We start from the raw sequence: 1,301 nt of genomic DNA, 5'->3' as shown, positions 1-1,301 counted from the left end.
GCGCCCGGCAGCGGCGTGATCATGTGGCCGCCGGTTTCGGTCTGCCACCACGTATCGACGATCGGGCAGCGCTCCTGGCCGACGTGCTTGTGATACCACATCCACGCCTCCGGATTGATCGGCTCGCCGACCGTGCCGATGATGCGCAGGCTCGACAGGTCATGGCTCTTCGGATGCACCTTGTCGTCGGCTTCGGCCGCCTTGATCAGCGAGCGGATCGCGGTCGGCGCGGTGTAGAACACGGTGACCTTGTGATCGCCGATCATCTTCCAGAAGCGGCCGGCGTCCGGCCAGGTCGGCACGCCTTCGAACACGACCTGCGTGCCGCCGCACGCGAGCGGGCCGTACGTGATGTACGTGTGGCCCGTGACCCAGCCGATGTCGGCCGTGCACCAGAACACGTCGGTGGGTTTCCAGTCGAAGGTCCACTTCATCGTCTGCGCGGCCCACAGCAGGTAGCCGCCGGTGCTGTGCTGCACGCCCTTCGGCTTGCCGGTCGAGCCCGACGTATACAGGATGAACAGCGGATGCTCGGCGCCGACCCATTCCGGCGCGCACGTGTCGGACTCGCCGTCCGTGAGCTCGTGCATCCACAGGTCGCGGTCCGCATGCCAGTCGATCTTGCCGCCGGTGCGGCGATAGACGATCACGCTCTTCACGGCTTCGCAGCCGCCCATCGCGATGGCCTCGTCGGCGATGCTCTTGAGCGGCAGCGTCTTGCCGCCGCGCGCCTGCTCGTCGGCGGTGATCAGCGCGACCGCGCCGACGTCGACGAGCCGCTCGTTCAGCGATTTCGCGGAGAAGCCGCCGAACACGACCGAGTGGGTCGCGCCGATACGCGCGCAGGCCTGCATCGCGACGATGCCTTCGATCGACATCGGAATATAGATGACGACGCGATCGCCCTTGCCGATCCCGCGTTTCTTCAGCGCATTCGCGAAGCGCGACACGCGCGCCAGCAGATCCGCATAGGTGACGCGCGTGACGGTGCCGTCGTCGGCCTCGAAGATCACCGCGACGCGCTCGCCGTTGCCGGCTTCGACGTGGCGGTCGAGACAGTTGTACGACGCGTTCAGCTCGCCGTCGTCGAACCACTTGTAGAACGGCGCGTTGCTCTCGTCGAGCACCTTGGTGAACGGCTTGTGCCACGCGAGGCCTTCGCGCGCGAGACGCGCCCAGAAGCCTTCGTAATCCTGCTCGGCCTCGGCGACGAGCGCGCGATAGGCCGGCATGCCGGAAATGGTGGCCGCCTTCTCGAGCGCCGCGGGCGGCGCGAACTGACGGGTTTCGTGAAGAACCGA

Annotated in this window: 1 protein-coding gene; it reads right to left on the bottom strand. The window is 67.0% G+C overall.

The window, feature by feature from the left end; all coding sequences use genetic code 11:
* On the bottom strand, positions 1 to 1,301 hold a 1,301-nt coding region (locus DIE03_RS37985; protein WP_124457139.1), incomplete at both ends, for an acetate--CoA ligase.

Origin of the sequence: Burkholderia sp. Bp8992 (genome assembly GCF_003853705.1) — a bacterium.
Taxonomy (GTDB): Bacteria; Pseudomonadota; Gammaproteobacteria; order Burkholderiales; family Burkholderiaceae; genus Burkholderia.
This window is presented reverse-complemented; position numbering and strand designations above follow the sequence as displayed.